Annotated in this window: 17 protein-coding genes and 1 tRNA gene; 9 read left to right on the top strand and 9 right to left on the bottom strand. The window is 65.2% G+C overall.

Translation table 11 applies throughout. The features are described 5' to 3' along the window. Nucleotides 1-65 precede the first annotated feature (65 nt). Complete coding sequence (gltB, locus tag I6F16_RS14750; protein WP_225111634.1) at nucleotides 66-4,811, bottom strand: glutamate synthase large subunit; 4,746 nt, start codon at nucleotides 4,809-4,811, stop codon at nucleotides 66-68. A gap of 491 nt (nucleotides 4,812-5,302) precedes the next feature. On the opposite strand from gltB, the gene I6F16_RS14745 reads away from it, so the two are divergent. Then, nucleotides 5,303-6,058: a hypothetical protein gene (locus tag I6F16_RS14745; RefSeq protein WP_225111635.1), complete on the top strand. Its 756-nt coding sequence runs from the start codon at nucleotides 5,303-5,305 to the stop codon at nucleotides 6,056-6,058. 62 nt (nucleotides 6,059-6,120) lie between these two features. Here the strand turns inward: I6F16_RS14745 and I6F16_RS14740 are convergent, their stop codons facing one another. Together I6F16_RS14740 and I6F16_RS14735 are read right to left on the bottom strand one after the other, a co-directional pair. Beyond that, entirely contained in the window at nucleotides 6,121-6,891 is a 771-nt protein-coding gene (locus I6F16_RS14740) for an alpha/beta hydrolase (protein WP_036021395.1), read from the bottom strand. 156 nt (nucleotides 6,892-7,047) lie between these two features. Next, nucleotides 7,048-7,512, bottom strand: a complete 465-nt coding sequence (locus tag I6F16_RS14735) for an Hsp20 family protein (RefSeq protein WP_035997846.1) — start codon at nucleotides 7,510-7,512, stop codon at nucleotides 7,048-7,050. Between the two features lie 216 nt (nucleotides 7,513-7,728). On the opposite strand from I6F16_RS14735, the gene I6F16_RS14730 reads away from it, so the two are divergent. Then, complete coding sequence (locus tag I6F16_RS14730; protein ID WP_035997802.1) at nucleotides 7,729-8,676, top strand: alpha/beta hydrolase; 948 nt, start codon at nucleotides 7,729-7,731, stop codon at nucleotides 8,674-8,676. A gap of 161 nt (nucleotides 8,677-8,837) precedes the next feature. Here the strand turns inward: I6F16_RS14730 and I6F16_RS14725 are convergent, their stop codons facing one another. Both I6F16_RS14725 and I6F16_RS14720 read right to left on the bottom strand, forming a co-directional pair. Next, nucleotides 8,838-11,603: a di-heme-cytochrome C peroxidase gene (locus tag I6F16_RS14725; protein WP_225111636.1), complete on the bottom strand. Its 2,766-nt coding sequence runs from the start codon at nucleotides 11,601-11,603 to the stop codon at nucleotides 8,838-8,840. Between the two features lie 185 nt (nucleotides 11,604-11,788). Further along, nucleotides 11,789-13,585 carry a tetratricopeptide repeat protein gene (locus tag I6F16_RS14720; protein WP_225111637.1) on the bottom strand — a complete coding sequence of 599 codons (1,797 nt, stop codon included), beginning with the start codon at nucleotides 13,583-13,585 and terminating at the stop codon, nucleotides 11,789-11,791. Between the two features lie 221 nt (nucleotides 13,586-13,806). Here I6F16_RS14720 and I6F16_RS14715 point away from each other — a divergent pair, with 221 nt between their 5' ends. Next, entirely contained in the window at nucleotides 13,807-14,439 is a 633-nt protein-coding gene (locus I6F16_RS14715; protein WP_225111638.1) for a LysE family translocator, read from the top strand. 54 nt (nucleotides 14,440-14,493) lie between these two features. Next, nucleotides 14,494-14,904: a GFA family protein gene (locus tag I6F16_RS14710; protein ID WP_036021404.1), complete on the top strand. Its 411-nt coding sequence runs from the start codon at nucleotides 14,494-14,496 to the stop codon at nucleotides 14,902-14,904. Nucleotides 14,905-14,909: 5 nt separating this feature from the next. Here the strand turns inward: I6F16_RS14710 and I6F16_RS14705 are convergent, their stop codons facing one another. Continuing rightward, nucleotides 14,910-15,662: a sulfite exporter TauE/SafE family protein gene (locus I6F16_RS14705; protein ID WP_036021408.1), complete on the bottom strand. Its 753-nt coding sequence runs from the start codon at nucleotides 15,660-15,662 to the stop codon at nucleotides 14,910-14,912. 91 nt (nucleotides 15,663-15,753) lie between these two features. Here I6F16_RS14705 and I6F16_RS14700 point away from each other — a divergent pair, with 91 nt between their 5' ends. Then, complete coding sequence (locus I6F16_RS14700) at nucleotides 15,754-16,644, top strand: LysR substrate-binding domain-containing protein (RefSeq protein ID WP_225111639.1); 891 nt, start codon at nucleotides 15,754-15,756, stop codon at nucleotides 16,642-16,644. Nucleotides 16,645-16,893: 249 nt separating this feature from the next. Here I6F16_RS14700 and hisN read toward each other — a convergent pair whose 3' ends face one another. Both hisN and I6F16_RS14690 read right to left on the bottom strand, forming a co-directional pair. Further along, on the bottom strand, nucleotides 16,894-17,676 hold the full coding sequence (gene hisN, locus I6F16_RS14695) for a histidinol-phosphatase (protein ID WP_035997821.1): 783 nt from the start codon (nucleotides 17,674-17,676) through the stop codon (nucleotides 16,894-16,896). A 523-nt stretch (nucleotides 17,677-18,199) separates the two neighbouring features. Beyond that, nucleotides 18,200-19,090: an N-formylglutamate amidohydrolase gene (locus I6F16_RS14690; RefSeq protein WP_036021434.1), complete on the bottom strand. Its 891-nt coding sequence runs from the start codon at nucleotides 19,088-19,090 to the stop codon at nucleotides 18,200-18,202. A gap of 333 nt (nucleotides 19,091-19,423) precedes the next feature. Here I6F16_RS14690 and I6F16_RS14685 point away from each other — a divergent pair, with 333 nt between their 5' ends. From I6F16_RS14685 to I6F16_RS14670, 4 genes are all read left to right on the top strand, one after another. Next, nucleotides 19,424-19,783 carry a response regulator gene (locus tag I6F16_RS14685; RefSeq protein ID WP_007597092.1) on the top strand — a complete coding sequence of 120 codons (360 nt, stop codon included), beginning with the start codon at nucleotides 19,424-19,426 and terminating at the stop codon, nucleotides 19,781-19,783. Nucleotides 19,784-19,857: 74 nt separating this feature from the next. Continuing rightward, nucleotides 19,858-19,932: transfer RNA gene (locus I6F16_RS14680), tRNA-Val, on the top strand. Nucleotides 19,933-20,146: 214 nt separating this feature from the next. After that, nucleotides 20,147-20,620, top strand: coding sequence for an L-2-amino-thiazoline-4-carboxylic acid hydrolase (locus I6F16_RS14675; protein ID WP_225111640.1), 474 nt, complete (start codon nucleotides 20,147-20,149; stop codon nucleotides 20,618-20,620). A gap of 8 nt (nucleotides 20,621-20,628) precedes the next feature. Continuing rightward, the gene (locus I6F16_RS14670; RefSeq protein ID WP_035997826.1) at nucleotides 20,629-20,871 is read left to right on the top strand and encodes a hypothetical protein; all 243 of its coding nucleotides are present in this window, start codon (nucleotides 20,629-20,631) and stop codon (nucleotides 20,869-20,871) included. A gap of 11 nt (nucleotides 20,872-20,882) precedes the next feature. On the opposite strand, the gene I6F16_RS14665 is transcribed toward I6F16_RS14670, so the two are convergent. Beyond that, nucleotides 20,883-21,740, bottom strand: a complete 858-nt coding sequence (locus I6F16_RS14665) for a glyoxalase superfamily protein (protein WP_225173830.1) — start codon at nucleotides 21,738-21,740, stop codon at nucleotides 20,883-20,885. Between the last annotated feature and the right edge of the window lie 152 nt (nucleotides 21,741-21,892).

Here is a 21,892-nt window from a genome sequence, read left to right as displayed (position 1 = left end):
AGTCTTTTTTCCGCGGAGAGATTCTGGATTGCTCCGCTTCGCTCGCAATGACGAGGTGTAATGCCTTACGCCCCGATCGCGATTTTCGGCTCGGCGTCCGCGTTGGCCGCCATCTCGCGCAGCGCGCGCCGGTACTCGACCGGCATCACCTTGCGGAATTTGGGCAGCCAGTCCTTCCAATTGGCAAGGATGTCGGCGGCGCGCTTGGAGCCGGTGGCTTTGGCGTGGCGCGAGATCAGGACGTGCAGCCGCTCGACGTCGGAGGCGAGCAGGTTCCTGAACACGTCGACCCGGCCATGCGCCTCGAGGTCGCCGGCATGGTGATAGGTGCCGGCGTTGATCAGCTCCTCCGACAGCACCGGCTCGAGCTCGACCATGCTGAGGTTGCACAGCTTGTCGAAGTCGCCGGCCTCGTCGAGCACGTAGGCGATACCGCCGGACATGCCGGCCGCGAAGTTGCGCCCGGTCTTGCCGAGCACGACCACGATGCCGCCGGTCATGTATTCGCAGCAATGATCGCCCGCGCCCTCGACCACGGCGACCGCGCCCGAGTTACGCACGGCAAAACGCTCGCCGGCGATGCCGCGGAAGTAGCACTCGCCCTCGATCGCGCCGTACATCACGGTGTTGCCGACGATGATGCTCTCTTCCGGCACGATGGCCGAGTTCCTCGGCGGCTTGACGATGATCTTGCCGCCTGAGAGGCCCTTGCCGACATAGTCGTTGCCTTCACCTTCGAGCTCGAAGGTGACGCCGTGGGCGAGCCAGGCGCCGAAGGCCTGGCCCGCGGTGCCCTTGAGGCTGACATGGATGGTGTCGTGCGGCAGGCCGGCATGGCCGTAGATCTTGGCCACCGCGCCGGACAGCATCGCGCCTGCGGAGCGGTTGGTGCTGTTGATGGCGGCCTCGATCTTCACCGGCGCGCCGCGGTCGAGCGCTGCTTGCGCCTTCTCGATCAGCGTACGGTCGAGCACCGCCTCCAGATGATGGTTCTGGCGCTCGGAGTGATAGATCTTCTGGCCCTTCTCTTCCTTCTGCTTGACGAAGAGCTTGGAGAAGTCGAGCCCCTTGGCCTTCCAATGCGCGACCAGCTTGGTCTGGTCGAGCAGCTGCACCTGGCCGACCATCTCGTTGAAAGTGCGGAAGCCGAGCGAAGCCATGATCTCGCGGACTTCCTCCGCGACGAAGAAGAAGTAGTTGATCACGTGCTCGGGCTGGCCGGTGAAGCGCTTGCGCAGGACAGGGTCCTGGGTCGCGACGCCGACCGGGCAGGTGTTGAGATGGCACTTGCGCATCATGATGCAGCCGGCCGCAATCAGCGGCGCGGTGGCGAAGCCGAACTCGTCGGCGCCCAGCAGCGCGCCGATCGCGACGTCACGGCCGGTGCGGAAGCCGCCGTCGACCTGGACCACGATGCGGCTGCGCAGCCGCTCGCGCACCAGGGTCTGGTGGGTTTCGGCGAGCCCGATTTCCCACGGCGATCCCGCATGCTTGATCGAGGTCAGCGGCGAAGCACCCGTGCCGCCCTCGAAGCCCGCGATGGTGACATGGTCGGCACGCGCCTTGGCAACGCCTGCGGCCACAGTGCCGACGCCGATCTCCGAGACGAGCTTGACCGAGACGTCACCCGTCGGGTTGACGTTCTTGAGGTCGTAGATGAGCTGCGCCAGGTCCTCGATCGAGTAGATGTCGTGGTGCGGCGGCGGCGAGATCAGGCCGACGCCCGGCGTCGAGTGCCGGACTCTTGCGATGGTCGCGTCGACCTTGTGGCCGGGCAGCTGGCCGCCTTCGCCGGGCTTGGCGCCCTGTGCCATCTTGATCTGCATCATGTCGGAGTTGACGAGATACTCCGTGGTGACGCCGAAGCGGCCCGAGGCGACTTGCTTGATCGCCGAACGCATGGAATCGCCGTTCGGCATCGGCTTGAAGCGGTCGGCTTCCTCGCCGCCTTCGCCGGTGTTCGACTTTCCGCCGATCCGGTTCATGGCGATCGCGAGCGTGGTGTGCGCCTCGCGCGAGATCGAGCCGAAGCTCATCGCACCCGTGGCGAAACGCTTGACGATCTCCTTGGCCGGCTCGACCTGGTCGAGCGGCACAGGCTTGCGCTTCTCTTCCTCCGCGTTCTTGATCCGGAACAGGCCGCGCAGCGTCAAAAGGCGCTCCGACTGCTCGTTGAGGATCTTGGCGAAGGCGCGGTAGCGCTCCTGCGAATTGCCGCGCGCGGCGTGCTGCAGCAGCGACACCGACTCCGCGGTCCAGGCATGGTCCTCGCCGCGGCTGCGATAGGCATATTCGCCGCCGACATCGAGCGCGGTCTTGTAGACCTGCGCCTCGCCGAACGCGTCGGCATGACGGCGCACGGCTTCCTCGGCGATTTCGCCAAGGCCGACGCCCTCGACGCGGGTGTGCGTGCCGGCGAAGAACTTGGCGACGAAGTCGGCCTTGAGGCCGACCGCGTCGAAGATCTGCGCGCCGCAATAGGACTGATAGGTCGAGATGCCCATCTTGGACATCACCTTGAGCAGGCCCTTGCCGATCGACTTGATGTAGCGCTTGACGATCTCATAGTCGTCGAGCGAGCCGGGCAGGCGGTCCTTCATCGCGGTGATGGTCTCGAACGCGAGGTACGGATTGATCGCTTCGGCGCCGTAGCCGGCAAGGCAGGCGAAGTGATGCACTTCGCGCGGCTCGCCGGATTCGACGACGAGGCCGACCGAGGTGCGCAGGCCGGTGCGGATCAGGTGATGATGCACGGCGGCGCAGGCGAGCAGCGATGGGATCGGCACGCGGTCGGTGCCGACCATGCGGTCGGACAGGATGATGATGTTGACGCCCTCGCGCACCGCGCTTTCGGCGCGCGCGCAGAGCTCGTCGAGCACCTGGTCCATGCCCGCCGCGCCGAGACCGGCGTGGAAGGTGGTGTCCAGCGTGCGCGACTTGAAGTGCGACTCCGCCACCTCCGAGATCGAGCGGATCTTTTCCAGGTCCGCGTCGGTCAGGATCGGCTGGCGCACTTCGAGGCGCTTGGTCGTGGCCATGCCCTGCAGGTCGAACAGGTTCGGCCGCGGCCCGATGATCGAGACCAGGCTCATCACCAGCTCTTCGCGGATCGGGTCGATCGGCGGGTTGGTGACCTGCGCGAAGTTCTGCTTGAAGTAGGTGAACAGCGGCTTGGCCTTGTCCGACAGCGCCGAGATCGGCGTGTCGTTGCCCATCGAGCCTGCGGCTTCTTCGCCCGTGGCCGCCATCGGCGTCATCAGGAGGGTGATGTCTTCCTGGCTGTAGCCGAACGCCTGCTGGCGGTCGAGCAGCGACAGGTTTGAGCGCACGCCCGTGGTCGGCACCTTCGGCAGGTCTTCCAGCACGATCTGGGTCCGCTCCAGCCACTCCTTGTAGGGATGGCTGGCGGCGAGCGAAGCCTTGATCTCGTCGTCCGGGATTAGGCGGCCTTGCTCGAGGTCGACCAGCAGCATCTTGCCCGGCTGCAGCCGCCACTTGGTGATGATCTGGTCCTCTGGGATCGTCAGCACGCCCATCTCGGACGCCATGACGATGCGATCGTCCTTGGTGACGAGATAGCGCGCGGGCCGGAGGCCGTTGCGGTCGAGGGTGGCGCCGATCTGGCGGCCGTCGGTGAAGGCGATCGCCGCGGGGCCGTCCCACGGCTCCATCAGCGCGGCATGATATTCGTAGAAGGCGCGGCGCTTCTCATCCATCAGCGGATTGCCGGCCCACGCCTCCGGAATCATCATCATCACGGCGTGCGGCAGCGAGTAGCCGCCCTGCACCAGGAATTCGAGCGCGTTGTCGAAGCAGGCGGTGTCCGACTGTCCTTCATAGGAGATCGGCCAAAGCCGGTTGATGTCCTTGCCGTAGAGCTCGGAGCTGACCGAGGCCTGGCGCGCCGCCATCCAGTTGACGTTGCCGCGCAGCGTGTTGATCTCGCCGTTATGCGCGATCATGCGGTAGGGATGCGCCAGCGACCAGGCCGGGAAGGTGTTGGTCGAGAAGCGCTGGTGCACGAGCGCCAGCGCGCTCTCGAAGTCCTTCTCGTGCAGATCGGGATAGTACTTGCCGAGCTGGTCGGCGAGGAACATGCCCTTGTAGATCACGGTGCGGCAGGACATCGAGCACGGGTAATAGCCGGCGAGGCCGCGGTCGCGGCGTTGGTAGATCGCCTGCGAGATCGACTTGCGCAGGATGTAGAGCCGGCGCTCGAACTCGTCCTCGGTCTTGGCGGTGCCGTTGCGGCCGATGAACACCTGCATGCAGGCGGGCTCGGTCGGCTTCACGGTGACGCCCAGCGAGGAATTGTCGGTCGGCACGTCGCGCCAGCCGAGCAGGGTCAGGCCCTCTTCCTTGATCTGGTCGGCGACGATGCTCTTGATGACGTTGCGCCAGGCGGTGTCGCGCGGCATGAACAACGCGCCGATGGCGTATTCGCCGGGCGCCGGCAACTTGAAGCCGAGTTCGGAGGCCTTACGGCTGAAGAAGGCGTGCGGGATCTGCACCAGAATGCCGGCGCCGTCACCCGCGCGCGGGTCGGCGCCGACGGCGCCGCGATGCTCGAGGTTGCAGAGGATGCTCAGCGCGTCCGAGACGATCTCGTGCGACTTCTTGCCCTTGATGTTGGCGATGAAGCCGACGCCGCAAGAGTCCTTCTCCAGGCTCGGATCGTACAGGCCTTCGGCTTTGGGGCGCGAATTGTGCTCTTGAATCGGTGAGGTGATCGGATCGGTCGTTTTCGAGGCGACCGTCGCCGACAGCTCTTCTGCCACGATGTTTGCGCGCTCGAATTGCGACCCGTTCATTGTTCCTGTCCTCTCCATGCGGCAAGCTGCCTCACCGCCATCTTCGGCGCACCTTGGGCGTCCCGCGGCACCCGCTCCTGGGCCACCGCTCGTCCTCTGCGAGCCGCATTTTCTTAAATTCAGGCCTAGGCGTTCTTCGTCCCCGAGAACGGCTTTGCCTGGTACCTTGCCGGCGCTCGAGAGCACCAGTTCTCGCTGCAATCCCTATGCCGGAACCGCAGGCAAAATTGAGACAGTCTTCCTGTCCTAACCATCACCTTGCCAAATTTTTGTCTAGCACACAAGCGCGCGGAAGTCCCGATTCCGCAGAAGTCAATCGATCGCTTTCCAAAAGTTGCGCAGCCCCGGTTTTGAGGCAAACACGCCCTGATCCGGCCCCGGCGGCGCCGAAATCCCAAATGAAGCTTCGGATCAACCCTTCGGAAGGCGCGCCACGCCGCGAGAAGCGAAAGAGGGCGGCCACCGGAGGGCCTGACAGGAGCGTCTGGATCATGAAGTTTTTCACAGGATGTGTGGCCGCCGCCGTGCTGGCGCTGGGTGCCAGTGCGGGGCAGGCCCAGGTTCCCGCGAGCGGTATCGCCAGAGGGGCCGTCATCGCGGTCTCGGATTTCGACGGGCCCTATGCGCCGCCGGAAGCCGCCCCGCCGCCGCGCTACGGTTATGGCTACGAGGAGCGCGGCCCTGCGCTGGCCTTGTTGCCGCCGACCGAGGTTTACGCCGTGCTGCGCGAAAACGGCTTCTCGCCGCTCGGCATTCCGCGCCTGCGCGGCGGCGTCTACACCATCGCGGTGATCGACAGAAACGGCGACGATGGCCGGCTGGTGATCGACGCCCGCGACGGGCGGATCATCCGCTTCATGCCCGCCCCTGACGCCTATGGCATGGCGCCCGCCTATGACGAGCGCGCGGTCGCGCCCTACGGGCCGCAAACCGCACTGCCGCCGACCGTGGTCCGCGGCGGCCCGCCGCGCCCGCCGGCGTCGATCCCGCATGTGGCAAGCCGCGCCGTGCCGCTGCCGAAGGCCGCCCCGCGGCGCGCTGAGACGCCGGTCGCCGCGAAGCCGGCCGCGCCCACTGCGCAGCAGGCTCAGGCAGTGCAGGCCCAGCCGGCGCAGCAGGCCGCCGTGGTGCAAGCCAAGCCGGCCGAGGCCGCCCCGCAAGCAATCGCACCAACCGTCGGTCAGGCCCGGCCGGCTCCGACCATCCTGCCGACGCAGGAGATGCCAGCCGCACTGGGGCTGGATTAGGCCTCAGCAAACGGAAAGCGCCCGAGAATCTCTCGGGCGCTTTTGCGTGAACTGACTGCGCCTCAGCTCCGCGGATAGCCCGCCGCATCCAGGATCAGATTCGCCACCTCCTTCGGATGCGACACCAGCGAGAGGTGGCCGGCATCGAGCTCGATCGTGGTGGCGTTCATGCGCTTGGCGAGGAAGCGCTCGAAATCGGGGTTGATGGTGTAGTCGTTCTTCGACACCGCGTACCAGCTCGGCTTGGAGCGCCAGGCCGCCTCCGTGGTGCGGCCGGCGAAGATCGAGGCCGCCGTCGGCCATTGCACGGCGTAGAGCTCCTTGGCCTGCGCCGGCTTCACGCCGTTGGCGAAGTACTTCAGGAAGGCCTCTTCCGAGAGCTTGGTGTAGCCGTCGCGCTCGACGATGCCGGCGCGCGCCGGCCCGGCCGGAAACTGCTTCGACAACGCCACGAAATCCTCGTTCGCATCGGGCGCGCGTGCGGCGACGTAGACGAGGCCGGTGACCTTCGGGTCGGTGCCGACCTGGCTGATCACGGTGCCGCCCCAGGAATGCGCGACCAGCACCGTCGGCCCGTCCTGCTCGGCCAGCGCCCGCTTGGTCGCCTCGACGGAGTCGCTGAGCGAGGACAGCGGATTCTGCACGGCGGTCACATGCAGGCCTGCAGCCTGCAGGATCGGGATCACCTCCGACCAGCTCGAGCCGTCGGCCCAGGCGCCGTGCACCAACACGACGTTCTTCGCTTTGACCGTCTGCGGTGTCTGGGCATGAGCGAGGTTGAGAGGAGCGGCCAAAAGGCTCGCGGCGACGAAAAGGCTGCGCCAGAGTGACATGATCTTCTCCGTGTTTTTGGTTCGATGCCCAAAGGACGGAGAGCGAGGCGACGGTGTTACGCCATCACTGCTCTGTGATGCATTGCAACGAAAAAAACGCCCCGGGGCACCGGGGCGTTTTCGCAACCTGGACGTCGCTGGGTTTGGTCGCCTGGCTCAGGCGGCCTGCGCGGCGGAGTTCTCGATCACCTGCGCCTTGGCGCCGGCGTTGATCGCGATCTGGCGCGGCTTCTTGGCCTCGGGAATCTCGCGGACGAGGTCGACGTGAAGCAGCCCGTTCTCGAGCGAGGCGTCCTTCACCTGCACGAAGTCGGCAAGCTGGAAGGCGCGCTCGAAGGCACGCGCGGCGATGCCGCGGTAGAGCACTTCGGATTTCGAGTTCTCGTTCGCGACTTTCTCGCCCTTGATCGTCAGCGTGTTTTCCTTGGCGACGATGGAGAGCTCATCCTTGGCAAAGCCCGAGACCGCAACGGTGATGCGGTAGGCGTTCTCGCCGGTGCGCTCGATGTTGTAGGGGGGATAACCGGGGCTGCCGTCGGAGCTGGCCTGGTCGAGCAGGTTGAAGAGACGGTCGAAGCCGACGGTGGAACGATAGAACGGAGTGAGATCGTAGCTACGCATGGTCAAGTCCTCCATTGAGCGACTGTTGGTAACCCGCCCGCCAATCGGGCCGGGCTTTAGTCTGTGTGCAGCCTGATGTTCCGGTTCCGAAACACTGGTAGCGGCCTGCACGAAGGTGATATGGGTGGAACGAGACGGCGTTCAAGAGGGCGGGACAGGCGCCTTTTCGGCGCTTTGGCCCCTTGATTTGCAGCACTTCCCGCCCAAGCACGCCCAATGACGCTGGTCTCGATTCCCGCCAATCCGGTCCCCGAAAACGTCGTCAGCGGCACCATCAAGACCCCTGATGGCGTCGAGCTGCGCTTTGCGCGCTGGGCGCCGCCGGCGAACCGTAAGGGCACGGTCTGCGTCTTCACCGGGCGCAGCGAGCAGATCGAGAAATATTTCGAGACCGTGCGCGACCTGCGCGACCGCGGCTTTGCGGTGGCGATGATCGACTGGCGCGGGCAGGGCCATTCGTCGCGCCGCCTGCGCGATCCGCGCAAGGGCTATGTGCGCGACTTCGCCGATTTCGAAATCGACGTCGAGACCTTCGTGCAGCAGGTGGTGCTGCCGGATTGCCCGCCGCCATTCTTCGCGCTCGCCCATTCCATGGGCGGCACGGTGCTGCTGCGGGTGGCCCATGCCGGCAAGCGCTGGTTCGACCGCATGGTGCTGTCTGCGCCGATGATCGACCTGCCCGGGCGCACCACCTCGCTGCCGGTGCGTGCGCTGCTCAAGACGATGCGCCTGCTCGGGCAGGGCGGCCGCTACGTTCCCGGCGGCAGCGACCGCCTCACCGGGCTCGAACCCTTCATCAACAATCCCTTGACCAGCGATCCCGTCCGCTATGCGCGCAACGCCGCGATCCTGGAGGAAGACCCGACGCTTGGCCTAGCCTCGCCGACGGTCGCCTGGGCCGATACCGCCTTCCGCGCGATGCACACCTTCAAGCGCGTGAACTACCCCTCCCAGATCCGCCAGCCGATCCTGATGCTGGCGGCCTCCAACGATACCGTGGTCTCGACCGCGGCGATCGAGGAATTCGCCTATCATTTGCGCGCCGGCTCCCATCTCGTGATCGCCGGTGCCAAGCACGAGATCCTCCAGGAGCAGGACCGCTACCGCGCGCAGTTCTGGGCCGCCTTCGACGCCTTCGTGCCGGGCACGCCGCTGTTCAAGTGAGAAGAGATCGGGAGCCTCCACGAGGACGATGAGAATCGGAGTCGAGGAGCGTCCTCATTCTCCGTCATTGCGAGGAGCTCTTGCGACGAAGCAATCCAGGCTATCTCCGCGGCGACAGCCTGGATTGCTTCGCTGCGCTCGCAATGACGAAGCAAGATTCTTTACAGCGTCTTCAGATACTCGATCAGGTCGTAGCGTTCGGCGTCGTCCTTGAACATGCGGCCGATGACGCCGGGGCGCTTCGACTCACCGTCCTTGCGCTCGAAGGAATGGCCGAGCACGCTGTTGCCCTGGATCGGCTTGCCGTCGGTAGCAGTCGCAGAGAACTCCGTTTCACCGGTCTTGCAGCGCTCGTCGGCGGCGACTGCGAAACCGACGGTGTCGGGGTCGTAGTCGCGGCGGCCCATGCAGAATTTTTGCGGACGCTCGTTCTGCGGCTTCAGCAGCCAGTACAGCGAAGGCACCGAGCCGTTGTGCAGGTAAGGCGCAGTGGCCCAGATGCCGTTCAAGGGCCGCGCGCGATAGCGCGGATCGGGCGCCGGATTGAGACAGTTCTTGCGCGCCATATTCCACATTTGCGCCCGTTCGGCCTCCGGGATCTTCTCGTCGTCCATCCATTTGCGGGCGACGAGATCGACCACCGTCATGAGCCCGAGTGCATAGACCATCTCGTTGGGCGATTTGCTGGCGGTCGGGATCTCGCACTGCCACCACGTCTGCAGGTCAGCCGTGTTGACTTTCAGAAAGCCGGGCACGTCGACGGTCCGCTTGCTGAGAACGAGGGACTGCTCGGGATCGGTCTTGATCTCGTCGAGCGGGATCGTCACCGCATTCAGCACCTTGCTGTCGCCGCTCGGCTCCCAGCGCTTCGACGACCAGAAGGCCGGGGTGTTGATGTCAGGCAGATGGCATCCGGAGCACATCTCCGCGTAGATGGCGCGGCCGCGTTCGACCCGATCGGGCTTCAGCTTCCAAGCATCGCCGAGGATGTGCGAGGGCCATTTCGGTGCGAGCAGACCGCCGAACTTCGGACCATCAGCCGCCTTGAATGGATCGGGGCCTCTCAGCATGTCCTCGATCCAGCCGAGCGTCCTGATGTTCACCGAGGAGCGCCACAGCCTGTCCTGCGGATAGGCATCGGACAAATTGAGCAGCGCCGTCACGCCGAGGGCTTCGCCGGCGTTGCGGATCAGCGGCTGCTCGATCGAGGCGTCGTACTGGGCGAATTTGAACCAGGGCACCGTCCAGATCGCGGGGTAGCTGACCGGCGCGTCCTGGGCGTGCAGGTTCTTCTCGAATCCCTTGACCCCGCTCATTGCGAGGTCCTGCGAAAACACCTGGTTGCCGATGCGGTTGAGGGCATCGAGCCGGCCGAACCCTTCCTCGGTGTCCTGCTGCTGCTTGCCGTCCCAGGTCGTCTTGCCTTCGATCGTCTTCTCGTAAGTCTTGGCCCAGTCGATCAGGAAGCTGCCGATCGTGCTCAGCTTCTGCTTGAGCGCGGCGCGGTCCGCCTTGCTGGCGTCGGGGCCGAGCACGCGATCGGCGAAACGCTGGAAGCGGAACGGGACGTACAGCGTGTAGGCGATCGACAGGCCGGTCGCGAGCTCGAGCTTCTTCAGGTCGGTCATCGCCGGGCCGCCGTCGAAACGGACGTCGATGCCCTGGTAATGGATCTGGCCGGTATGACAGGCGGCGCAGGTCAGTCCGATCATGTCGTCCTCGCGGCGGCTCGTCGCGGGATCGACCACGCCGGTCATGCGCGCGAAGCCGACCGGCAGGCCGTCAACGTTCTCCGCCGGCGTCCAGCGCGTCGACCAGTCCGACGCTTGCGTGGTCTCGTAGACATTGGCGTAGCCGAAGCGGCGCAGCGTCGCCGTGTCGGTCTGGATCGTCTGCGGGCTCGGGATGAAGCCGAAGCGTTCGAGATAGGCGCTGTCCTTGATCAGGCCCGGTTTGGAGAACAGGTGGAGCTGCGGCTGCTCCAGCGCCACGAACCACTCATAGGGCACCGGGAACGTCGCGGTGCCCTGGCTGGCGTGGTGGAACCAATGTCGGTCCTTGAGCGACCAGTTTTGCTCGAGCCAATAGGCAGCCTTGGTTTCGGGCATCGCCGGCAGGGGCGGCGGCAGGAGATTCACCAGCACGCCCTTCTGCGGCAGCATGGCACGAACCTGGTTGGGGAATTCGGCGACCGCGACCAGGGCGACGAGGCCGAGGCCGATGACGAACGCCGTGAGCGCGACCGCCCAGCGAAAGCGGAGCTGGCAGGACGACAGCAGCGGCTGCGATACGATCCGCTGATTGATGCGGTCGGGGAATTGGCGCTGTTCGAACAGCGTGCGCACGTCGGCCACGCTGAGATAGCGCTCTTCGCCCTGCTTGCCCTTGCCGATGATCTTCAAAAGGATGGGCCATTCGAACTTCATCAGCAGCGGGTAGTACCAGCGAGCGGCGCTGCCGGCGCGCTCGAGGTTGTCACGCATGAAGGTCTTGATTTCCGCGGCGTTGAGGCCGGGCTCGCTGCTGCCGGTGTTCGGGTCGGTGTAGTTCCGGCCGAAGCTCGCGAGCCGCGCGATCTCGTCCTCGTCGATCTTGCCGTCGACGCCGAGGATGCGCGAGCCGGCGCCGCGCTTGTCCAGCGGGCCGCCGCGCAGCGCGTCGAGCTGCGCGCCCGAAAAGATGCTCTTCAGAATGTGCTTGACGCCGTTGGCGATCATCGCGACGCCGCGGACCTGGATGCGGGCCGAGACCTTCTTCAGCCCCGTCTCACCGGTCGCATTGGCGATGGTCTGCGACAGCGTGTTGAGCGGGACGGTGCCGCCCTCGACGAAGCCTTCGCCGACGAGGCCGCGCAGGAACGGGCAGGGATTGTTCGGCGAGACTGGAATCGAGGGATCGAAGGGCGGCTTCGAAGCGGGGTGATGCATGGCCCAAATCCTGAAAGCAGCGAATCTTGAAAAAGCAGGCGCGTTGTTAGAGCGCGGAAAGTCCTAACAAACCGACAGCACGATATACTACTTCAGCGTGTGACGAGTGTGGCCCATTTCACTGTCGTGTCAACAACGAGCAGGCGGTCGCACCGGAACCACGTCGGGCCTGCGGCCCCCTTCGTTCAGGATTCGGCGGCCCGTTTGACGTCGCTCTGGACCAGCGTCAGCTTGCCGAGCGGCACGCCGGCCTTCAGCAGCCCCTCGCGATAATGGGCGATGTCCTCGGGCCGCTTCCAGTGGAAGTTGCGCAAGTGCCTGTCGACATTCAGCGTTGGATAATTTGCCATCAGCACGCGGGCAGCTTCGCTGGCCTCGTCGCTTCGCCCGAGCTGCGCCAACGCCGCGGCGCGGATCGCCAGCGCCTGCATGTGATTCGGGTTGATGTAGAGCTGCTCTCGCGCCCATGACAGCGTCGCGTCATATTGGCGCAGAAGATAATGACTGAACGCGTTCAGCGCCGCCCATTGATAGCGCGGGTCGCTGTTGTCGCGCTGCGACGCCATCGAGAACAGCTCGATCGCCTGGCGGTGCTCGCCGATCATGAAATGGCAGATGCCGAGCACGCCGCGCGCGCCATTGTCGTAAGGGTTGAGCGCGACCGCGCGCTTGGCGGCGTCCATTGCCGCCTCGTGATGACCCTCCAACGCGTGCGCCCAAGTCAGGATCGAGAACGCGAAGGAGGAGCGCGGATCGAGCCGGACGCTGGTTTCGGCGAGGCTCATCGCCTCGGCCCACATCTCGCGCGTGCCCTTGACCCAGCCGAACTGAATGCTCTGGATCTGGATCGTGGCGAGATAGGCATGCGCGATCGACAGCTTGGGATCGAGCCCGATGGCCTCGCGGAATAGGTCGACCGCGACGGCCAGATCTTCCTTGGTTTGCCGATAGTAATGCGACAGCCCCTTGAGGAAGCGGTCCCAGGCGGTGACGTCGGTCGAGAGCCGCGCCGGCGCCGAGGCCTCGGCACGGACGATCTCGGTGGCGATGGCGGCGGACAAATTGGTTGTGATCTCGTCCTGCATCGCGAACAAATCGCCGATGTCGCGGTCGTAGCGGCCGGTCCAGAGCTGCTCGCCGGTCTCCGGCGCGATCAGCTCGGCGGTGACGCGGATCTTGGCGCCGGCGCGCCGCACCGAGCCCTGGATCAGATAGGTGGCGTCGATCTCGCGCGCGATCAGCCGGGTGCCCACGTTCTTGCCCTTGAAGGCGAAGGTCGAGTTGCGGCTCAGCACCCGGTAGAAGGATTGCAGCGACAGCGCGTGGATCAGGTCCTCGGTGAGGCCGTCGGAGAAATATTCGTCCTGGGCGTCGCTGAGATTGGCGAAGGGCAGCACGCCGACGATGGCCGTGCGGTACTGCTGCGACAGCGCCGAGGCCTCACGGAGCTCGGGGGCAAGCGCCGGCGCGCCCTCGGGCGTCCAGGTAAAGACCCCGATCGCATCCTTGATGTTCTTGAAGCGATGGTTGCCGGCATCGGTCAGCGGCACGGTGAGATGCTTGCTCGCCTCCCGGTAGGCCTTGGCCGAGATCGCGAAGCCGCCGGGGCTCGCCACCGATTCCAGGCGGACGGCGATGTTGACATCGTCGCCGAAGACCTCGTCCTCGTCGGCGATGACGTCGCCCATGTGGATGCCGAGCCGGAACTGCATGGCGCGGTCGGCCGGCAGATGGCGGTTGCGTTCGGCCATCAGCGTCTGCATCGCGATCGCCGCCTCGGCGGCGCCGACGATCGAGGCGAATTCCAGCAGGAAGCCGTCGCCGGTGTTCTTCACGACGCGGCCGCCGTGATTGAGGATGATGGGATGGATCGCGGCGCGATGGGCCTTGAAGGCGGCATGGGTGCCGGCCTCGTCGCTGCCCATCATGCGCGAATAGCCGGCGACATCGGCGCAGACGATGGCGGCCAGACGTCTTTCCATATCCTCAAAGCTCCAAGGGACCAGATGACCGGCCACAGCGTGGCGTTTGCCGCGAATCCCGCATTTCAAGAACCCCACCTTTATAGAGCAGATGCGCCGCAGCGGAAGCATGATCCGCATTGCAAATTCGAGGTAAATCCTGCGCAATCCCGGCGGTGGACGGGAACGGGCGAACCGACTAAGCGGAACCAGGACCGCCAGGACGGCAGCGGAGGACCTTCATGCTGGGCATTCACGAGATCGGGCTTTTCATCCTCTCGGGCGTGGTGCTCAACATCACGCCGGGGCCGGATTCGGTCTATGTGATCGGCCGCAGCATGCAGATGGGCTGGCGGGGCGGCGCCGCTGCCGCCCTGGGCATCAGTTGCGGCTGCTTCGTCCATGTCGCGGGCGCGGCGATCGGGCTTTCGGCTCTGCTGATGGCCTCGTCCACGGCCTTTTCGATCCTGAAGCTGGTCGGCGCGGCCTATCTCGTCGTGACCGGTCTTCAGATGCTGTGGTCGCGCCCGGCGCTGGCTGCAAGCATCGACGAGCCGGCGCGGAGCTCATTGCAGCGGGTCTTCCTCCAGGGCGTCTTCACCAACGCGCTCAATCCCAAGGTCGCGCTGTTCTTCCTCGCCTTTCTGCCGCAATTTGTCGCAGCGGATGCCCCGCACAAGCCGCTCGCCTTCCTGACGCTCGGCCTGATCTTCATCTTTACGGGGACGCTGTGGTGCCTGGTGCTGGCGGCGTTCGCCGCCAGAGCCGCCTACCGGCTGCGGCAGTCCGAGGGCGCGATCGCCTGGGTCAACCGCGCGCTCGGCGGCCTCTTCATCTATCTCGGCATCCGCGTCGCCATGCTGGAGACACGGTAGCTCCTTCTAGTGAATGAGAAGCGGTCCGATCGAGGCTGCGCTCGGGAGGTTTCGATGATCCGTGGAAGCTGTCTGTGTGGCACGGTGCGGTTCGAGATCGAGAAGGTGCGCGCGTTGACGCACTGCCATTGCGTCAATTGCCGCAAGCTGAGCGGCGCGGCCTTCGCCACCTACGCGCATGTCGATGCGGACAAGTTTCGCTTCGTGGCGGGCGAGGACATGACGGCATCTTACGAATCCTCGCCGGGCAGTATCCGCTATCGTTGCAGGACCTGCGGCTGCCCGACGCCGGGCAAGGCGAGCTATCTCCCGACCGTCAGCATTCCCGCTGGCCTGCTCGATGACGACCCGGAAGTCCGGCCTCGCCTCCACGTTTTCACCTCGTCGCGCGCGTCGTGGTGGACAATCCAGGACGACCTGCCCCAGCACGAAAAATGGGTGCCGGGCTACGGGCCGAAATCGTAAGGCGCTTAAGCGAATTCTTTCGCCAGCGCGCTGCCGGCCAGGTAAAGGCCGAGCAGGATCATCGCGATCAGGAACCAGCGGCGAAACGCCTCCGCGGGCATCCGCGCCCGCACCGATTGGCCGATGAACATGCCGGCAAAGGCCATGGCGAGTCCGATCGCGCCCGGCACGACATTGGCGGGCGTGAGCAATCCGACCGCGGTCAGGTTGAAGGCGAGCGCCAGCGTTGCGGTGGTGAAAAACACCCCAAGCGCCTGCACCAGCTCGTCCTTTTCCATGCCGATCGCCTGCATGAACGGCATCGACGGGATCACCTGCACGCCTGTTGAGGCCGAGATCACCCCGGTGATGACGCCGACCACGCCGCCGACCCATTTCTCGTTCTCGGGCGCGACGCGGAAGTGGAACTTGTTCAGTCCGATCACGGCGTAGACGACGAGCAGGGCGCCCAGCACGATCGTGCCGTAGCGAGCATGCGGCCCGGTCAGCGCGCCGGCATTGAGCCAGCAGCCGACCACGGTGCCGATCATCAGCGGCCACAGCCGCCGCAGGATGTCGCGCAAATGCGGGCCGACGAAGGTCTGCCAGATGTTGGTGACGATGGCGGGAACGATGACGATGGCGATGGCGCGGCTCGGCGCCATGCTCACGGCGAGCAGGCCCATCGACACCGTCGGCAGGCCGAGCCCGACCACGCCCTTGACGAATCCGGCGAGGAGGAACACGGCGGCGATGAGGATGAGCAGCGGGTCGATCATGTCTGCACATTGACCGAAGCCGCGCCGGCGCACAATCTGGAGGTTACGGAGAGAGCCTTCGGCCTCAACGAAGGCTCAAGGGAGACATCGCATGCGCTTCGACCTGGTCGATCTCCAGCTCTTCATCGCGGTCGCCGACCAGCGCAGCATCACCCGCGGCGCGGAGCGCTCGCACCTCGCGCTGGCCTCGGCCAGCGCGCGCATCAAGGGGCTCGAGGATACGCTCGGCGTCGCGCTGCTCAAGCGCGGCCGCCGCGGCGTCGAGTTGACCGCGGCCGGCGAGAGCCTGCTCGATCATGCCAGGCTCGTGATCCATCAGATCGACGCCATGCGCGGCGATCTCGCCGGCTTTGCCAGCGGCGTGCGCGCCAGCGTGCATTTTCTCGCCAACACGTCGGGCCTGTCGGAGCATCTGCCGAAGGCGCTCGCCGGCTTCCTGCGCGAGCATCGCGACGTCGCCGTCGACATCGAGGAGCGCGAGAGCACCGATATCGCGGCGGCGATCACCGCAGGCGCCGCCGATCTCGGCTTCGCCGCCGAGCACGCGCTGCCCGAGCATATCGAACGCTTTCCCTTCAGCGAGGATCGCCTGACGCTGGTGACGTCGAAACGCGGCCCGTTCGCCGGCCGCCGCCAGATCGACTTTCAGGAGGCGGGGGCTTGCGACTTCGTCGGCCTCACCAGCGCCACCGCGCTTCAGATGCACATCTCGAAGCACGCTGCGCGGCTCGGCATGCGGCCGCATTTCCGCGCGCGCCTGCGCGACTTCGACGCGATCTGCCAGATGGTCGCGGCCGATGTCGGCGTGGCGCTGGTGCCCGAAGCCGCCGCCCGCCGCTGTGCCAGGACCATGCCGCTCGCCATGGTCCGCCTGCGCGATGCCTTCGCCAACCGCCGCCTCGTGATCTGCGCGCGCAGCTTCAAGGCGCTGCCGAAGCCGGCCAAGCTGCTGGTGGAGCATTTGCGAGCCGAGGCGGTGTGAGGAGCTGTTACCCTCCCCTGGAGGGTCAATCGCAATTGAATTTTGCAGAGGTCGTCATGCCCGGGCTTGCCCCGGGCATCCACGTTCTTTGTGCCGCGTGGAAAGGCGTGGATGGCCGGGACAAGCCCGGCCATGACGCTGCCATAGCGGCATCTCATATGCGATAGCCCTGGCCCTCCAGGGGAGGGTAAGACACCTACTTCGCCATCTCCGCTCCCGCGTCGGTGATGCAAGCCCTCCGCCCGCGCGCTACTGGTTCAAAAGCTTCAACGCTGCCTCGTGCACCCGCGCGTCGCCAGCGGCGATGATGCGGCCGCCGCCCTGGGCCGGCTTGCCTTCCCAGGTGGTGACGACGCCGCCGGCGCCGGTCACGATCGGGATCAGTGCCGCGATGTCATAGGGCTTCAGCTCGGTCTCGACCACGAGGTCGACGTGGCCCGCGGCAAGCATGCAATAGGAGTAGCAGTCGCCGCCATAGCGCGACAGCCGCGCGCTCTTCTCGATGTGGCCGAAGATGGCGCGGTCGCGCTCGTTCATCAGCAGCGGGCTGGTGGTGTAGGTCGTGGCCTCCGACAGCGAAGCGCAGCGGCGGACCTGGAGCCGGCGCTCGCCCGACGGCCCTTTATAATTGGCCGAACCGTTGTCGCCGGAAAAGCGCTCGCCGATGAAGGGCTGGTGCATCATGCCGAACACCGGCGTGCCCTTGTGCAACAGCGCGATCAGCGTGCCCCAGATCGGAAAGCCGCCGATGAAGGATTTGGTGCCGTCGATGGGGTCGAGCACCCAGACATAGTCGGCGTCCTCGCGCTCGTTGCCGAATTCCTCGCCGACGATGCCGTGCTGGGGGAAGTTGGCCTTGATCAGCCGCCGCATCACCGCCTCCGCGGCGCGGTCGGCCTCCGTCACCGGGTCGAAATCCTTGGTCTTGCTCTTGTCGTCGATCGACAGCGAGGTGCGGAAGAACGGCAGGATGGTTTCGCCGGAGGCGGTGGCGAGCCGACCGATGAAGGCGGAGAAGTCGATCACCGTCACAGGCGAAATCCTCGAAGCGAAGTTGGAGAGCTTGCCTCCTGCCTAGCTCAATTCGACTGCCGCGTGCAGCGCTGTCTTGATGTTGCTCCCTGGTATTTTGGATGCCGGGGCGGGCTGCCCCATTCCAGTCATCTGCTGGCCAAATATCGATCATGGAGTTGAAATCTTAGTTCCGACCTTGCCTTGTTCGTATGCAAATGACTATCAACCCATTGAATTCCCTTATCAAAGAAACTGAATCTGGGTTTCCATAGAAGCAACTGAGCCATGTGCGATTTGCATGGGAAACCGCGCAAAAGCCCTTGCACTTTGTGCGGCGCGGTCGCATATTGTTGCGGTGCGGTAGCGCCTCGCGTTACCGCTGCCCTCCTTGGGCGTTTCCTCCCTAGACTTGGGCCGCTTGCGTCATTCGCGAGCGGCCCTTTTTTCTGAGCCCCGCCGTTTTCATTTGGGGCGCGCAAGCTTGCGAAGCGAAAACGCAGTCGCGCGCAAGGCCTCGTCGTTTCAGAGAAGAAGCTGCGTCCTATTCCGCCGCGGCCTGGAACGGGCCGAGATCGGCGAACGGAATCGTGGTCGCCAGCACGTCGGCGAGAACGCCGAAGTCGGAGGCCACTTGCGCAAAGCGAGCGCTGCGCTCGCGCCGCCGCTCGTCCATGTAGATCGCGCGGTTGAGCTCGAGTTGCACGGCGTGCAGGCCGCTCGCGGGATTGCCGTAATGCTCGGTGATGAAGCCGCCGGCATAGGGCTTGTTGCGGCCGATCGAATAGCCGAGCCCGCTCATGGTCTCCTCGACGCGATCGGGCAAGAGCGGCGTGCAGCTGGTGCCGTAGCGATCGCCGATCACGACGTCGGGCCGGCGCGGCTCGTCCCTGCTGACGCCGACCGACGGCATCGAGTGGCAGTCGACCAGCACCACCGTGCCGAACATCTGGTGCACCTTGTTGATCAGCCGGCGCAGCGCGCGATGGTAGGGCTTGTACAGCGTCTCGATCCGTCCCAGCGCATCGTCGACCAGGAGGCGGTCGCGATAGATCTCCTGGCCGTCCCCCACCACGCGCGGAATGGTGCCGAGGCCGCCGGCGACCCGCATCGAGCGCGTGTTGGCGAAGCTCGGCAGCCGGCCGGTGAACATGCGCGGGTCGAGCTCATAGGGCTCGCGGTTGACGTCGACATAGGAGCGGGGAAAGTTGACCCGCACCGTCGGAAAGCCGCGCGCGCTCAGATGGCCGATCAGCTCATCCATGAACGAATCTTCCGACCGTCGCAGCGTGGGCAGGTCGATCCGCGACGCCGCCAGGAATTCTTCAGGATAGGTCGAGCCGGAATGCGGCGAGTTGAAGATGACGGGCGCGCGCCATTCGGCAGGCTCGAAGATCTCGAAGGCTGGCGACATGTCGCCGTCAAAGCGGGTCATCTTCTCAGGCTTCGTCCCTTCGTGCCGCACGATCCGGACAAGCTCCGGGTCCAATGATTCGGCCGATCTCGCGGCTCTTATGTGTCGTCATTGTCCGGAATCGCAACCATTCTGCCAAGCGAAAAGATGTCATGGCCCCTTGGAACACGTCTTAACCGTGCAGGCATCGGGATGGGGACGCGCCGGTCCGGCTCGATTGATCTGGACCTCGTTCCGGTCCACAAAGAGCCGGCAGCGGGGCCGGCGCAGGGTTAAGATTTTCACCCCAAATTTACCCTCTGTCGGGCTTAGTGACCTCTGCTGATATCCTCTGGGGATTCGACGTTTCCTGCCATGCCAAAGATCCTGCTCGCCGAAGACGACAACGACATGCGCCGTTTCCTGGTCAAGGCGCTGGAAAACGCCGGTTTTCAGGTCTCGTCCCACGACAACGGCATGGCCGCCTATCAGCGGCTGCGGGAAGAGCCGTTCGAGATGCTGTTGACCGATATCGTGATGCCGGAAATGGACGGCATCGAGCTCGCCCGCCGAGCCTCGGAACTCGACCCCGACATCAAGATCATGTTCATCACTGGCTTTGCCGCGGTCGCCCTGAACTCGGATTCGGACGCCCCCAAGAACGCCAAGGTCCTGTCCAAGCCGGTGCATCTGCGCGAATTGGTCAGCGAAGTGAACAAGATGCTGGCGGCCTGAATCGGCCCCCTTCCGTCCTTGCGCCGGCTCCCCTGAGCCGTTATAGGGACCCCACCCGACACAAGTGGACTTTAGGGCACGTAGCTCAGCGGGAGAGCACTACCTTGACATGGTAGGGGTCACAGGTTCGATCCCTGTCGTGCCCACCACGCTTCGCCTTCGGCTTCGCGTGGCACAGCCTGGAAGATTGCGGCGAAGCGTGTCCGGCGTAGCTCGAAGAGCGAAGACGGACTGGTGCGGCTTGCTCGAAAGCTTCTAGCCCGTTGCAGCGACGCGCAATCCGGCCGCAGTTTCCCGGCCGCTGTCCCGGATGACCCTGCACTCCATCCGGGCTACAATGACATCTCCGACACGAGGCCGCCCATGACCGTGTCCGTCATCGAGCAAGCGAAGATCCAGGCGCAGGTGCTGGTGCCGCTGATCAAGACGTTGCAGGCCGAGCTCGGCGAGGCGCGCGCCAATGCGCTGGTGCGCAAGGCGCTCGGCGATCTCTATCGCGGCTTCGGCGAGGCGTTCTGGAAGGCCAAGAACGAGAGCAATCTCGGCAAGGCCGTGTCGTCGGCCTTCAAAACTTATGCCCGCGACGATGCGCTCGCTTATGACGTGATCGAACAGACGGCGGACGCCTTCGCGTTCGACGTGACGCGCTGCGCCTATGCCGAGTTCTACAAGACCCTGGGCGAGCCCGAACTCGGCTTCCTGCTGATCTGCACCGCGGACTTTGCGACCGCGGAGGGGTTCGGTCCCGACGTCAGGCTCACGCGCACGCAGACCATCATGCAGGGCGCCTCTCATTGCGATTTCCGCTACCGCCGGGATGGAGGCGGATCCCAGTGAGAGGAGCGATGCGGACGATCTGTCTCGCCATGGCGATGCTGGCGCTGATGGCGCCGCGCGCCGACGCCGCGATCGTCGACTGGCAAGCCGAGCTCCAGCGCTGCCGCAGCTTGCGCCAGAACGTGGCGCCGCTGCTTCAGGCCGGCGAGGGGATCTCCGCCGTCGGCCGCTCCAGCAGGTCCGTCCGCCGCTGCATCTGGATCCAGCGGATGGCGGTGCGGAAGAAAATTCCCGGCGCGGAGGTGTGGTAGCCTGACCGAGCTCATGGCCCCGGCGTGACGAAGGCCGAGATGATCGTGCCGTCGTTGCCGAGCGCGATGTGCCAGTGCGAGGCTCCGCCACCCTGATGCCAGACGGAATAGACGTCCTGTCCTTGTGCGTTCACACCGAGGAATTCGATCGAGGTGATCGGACCCATTTCGGCAAGGCCCGGCTGCAGGCGCGGCAATTGCTTGCGTGTCGCATCGGCCAAGTCGGCGCTCATCTCGCCGTAATTGGGCTGGCCCGATGCGACGCTCTCGATCAGACGGCGAAGCGCGGCCGCGGTCCCGGGATTGGCGGACCGGCTGCTCATACGAGACTCGATCGCGCGTTGGAGCTCTTGCGCCGTGCTCGTGTCGATGCGTGGCATGGTGTGATCGTTGCCGTGCTGGCGCAGGATCACGGCGGTAGGCACCCCATCCGGCCCGAGGGTAAACCGTAGCTCGACATCGATCTCCCGCGCGGCGAATTCCGTTTCGCCCACCGCGTAATATTGCGCCGAGCTTTGACCGCTCAGCCGTCCGGACAGATGATCCTGTTCACGCGTCACGGTGAAGACGGCGCTATGGAATTGGTATGTTCCGGCATAACGATCCAGCACCGCCTGCGGCAACTGAGTTTCTTTGGCTCTCGAGCGGAGCTGATCCGCAGCATCGGTCTTGGTGCTTTCCTCGTTGCTGCGGCCCGAGCCGGCCTGCTCCGCAGAACGGATTCGGGCCGCCAGGACATTCCAATCGGCCAGCCCGAATAACCTCGCGATGAGCTCGAGGCTCTCGCTGACGGTGAGGGAGACCGATCGGGCGTTGAGGGATTCTCGGAGCGTCTGCGCCATGGCTTTGGCGTCGCGGAAATCGCGCATACTCTGTTCCTTTGCAACATGAACGGAGAATGTCAGGGCTTGCGTTACTGACCCGTTCGCGTGAGCAAAGGAAGCGGGCGGCGGTCCGATACACTTCACCATACCCCGAAGGGCGCAAGCGGCCGGCGGTATCAACCTTTCGAAATTTTGCT

It is taken from the genome of Bradyrhizobium sp. IC4060 (assembly GCF_020193715.1).
Lineage (GTDB): Bacteria > Pseudomonadota > Alphaproteobacteria > Rhizobiales > Xanthobacteraceae > Bradyrhizobium > Bradyrhizobium yuanmingense.
Note: the sequence above shows the minus strand (reverse complement) of the source record. Positions and strands in the feature narration are given on the sequence as shown.

Coding starts and splice junctions, on each gene's coding strand:
- I6F16_RS14710 (WP_036021404.1), top strand. CDS start 14,494: ATGATCCGTGGAAGCTGTCTGTGTGGCACGGTGCGGTTCGAGATCGAG.
- I6F16_RS14675 (WP_225111640.1), top strand. CDS start 20,147: ATGACCGTGTCCGTCATCGAGCAAGCGAAGATCCAGGCGCAGGTGCTG.
- gltB (WP_225111634.1), bottom strand. CDS start 4,811: ATGAACGGGTCGCAATTCGAGCGCGCAAACATCGTGGCAGAAGAGCTG.
- I6F16_RS14705 (WP_036021408.1), bottom strand. CDS start 15,662: ATGATCGACCCGCTGCTCATCCTCATCGCCGCCGTGTTCCTCCTCGCC.
- I6F16_RS14730 (WP_035997802.1), top strand. CDS start 7,729: ATGACGCTGGTCTCGATTCCCGCCAATCCGGTCCCCGAAAACGTCGTC.
- I6F16_RS14685 (WP_007597092.1), top strand. CDS start 19,424: ATGCCAAAGATCCTGCTCGCCGAAGACGACAACGACATGCGCCGTTTC.
- I6F16_RS14665 (WP_225173830.1), bottom strand. CDS start 21,740: ATGCGCGATTTCCGCGACGCCAAAGCCATGGCGCAGACGCTCCGAGAA.
- I6F16_RS14740 (WP_036021395.1), bottom strand. CDS start 6,891: ATGTCACTCTGGCGCAGCCTTTTCGTCGCCGCGAGCCTTTTGGCCGCT.
- I6F16_RS14725 (WP_225111636.1), bottom strand. CDS start 11,603: ATGCATCACCCCGCTTCGAAGCCGCCCTTCGATCCCTCGATTCCAGTC.
- I6F16_RS14720 (WP_225111637.1), bottom strand. CDS start 13,585: ATGGAAAGACGTCTGGCCGCCATCGTCTGCGCCGATGTCGCCGGCTAT.
- I6F16_RS14745 (WP_225111635.1), top strand. CDS start 5,303: ATGAAGTTTTTCACAGGATGTGTGGCCGCCGCCGTGCTGGCGCTGGGT.
- I6F16_RS14700 (WP_225111639.1), top strand. CDS start 15,754: ATGCGCTTCGACCTGGTCGATCTCCAGCTCTTCATCGCGGTCGCCGAC.
- I6F16_RS14735 (WP_035997846.1), bottom strand. CDS start 7,512: ATGCGTAGCTACGATCTCACTCCGTTCTATCGTTCCACCGTCGGCTTC.
- I6F16_RS14690 (WP_036021434.1), bottom strand. CDS start 19,090: ATGACCCGCTTTGACGGCGACATGTCGCCAGCCTTCGAGATCTTCGAG.
- I6F16_RS14670 (WP_035997826.1), top strand. CDS start 20,629: ATGCGGACGATCTGTCTCGCCATGGCGATGCTGGCGCTGATGGCGCCG.
- I6F16_RS14715 (WP_225111638.1), top strand. CDS start 13,807: ATGCTGGGCATTCACGAGATCGGGCTTTTCATCCTCTCGGGCGTGGTG.